Origin of the sequence: Pseudomonas sp. Pseusp97 (genome assembly GCF_047304025.1) — a bacterium.
GTDB lineage: Bacteria > Pseudomonadota > Gammaproteobacteria > Pseudomonadales > Pseudomonadaceae > Pseudomonas.
This window is the reverse complement of record NZ_JBGLYK010000522.1, coordinates 1-309: the sequence shown is the minus strand read 5'-3', so window position 1 is coordinate 309 and position 309 is coordinate 1. Positions and strand designations below refer to the sequence as shown.

The 309-nt window shown below is 71.8% G+C and carries 1 pseudogene; it reads left to right on the top strand.

The window, feature by feature from the left end:
- Positions 1-309: pseudogene (locus ACCC94_RS30200) on the top strand (decarboxylase); the annotation flags it as partial.

Genomic DNA, 309 nt, shown 5'->3' with positions numbered 1-309 from the left:
ACGCTGGTGAACAGCGGCGCCGGCAAGGGCCTGCTGGCGCCGGAAGCGCCGCTCGCCGCGGGCGCCACCCTGTGCACCCAGGCCGGTTGGGACATGATTGCCGAGGCCGACGTGGTCCTGGCCATCGGCACCGAGATGGCCGATACCGATTACTGGCGCGACCGCCTGCCGGTCACCGGCGAGGTGATCCGCGTCGACATCGATTCGCGCAAGTTCAACGACTTCTACCCGAGCGCCGTGGCGCTGCTGGGCGACTCCAAGGCCACCGCCGAGGCGCTGCTCGCCGCGCTGCCGAGCGCGACCCGCGAC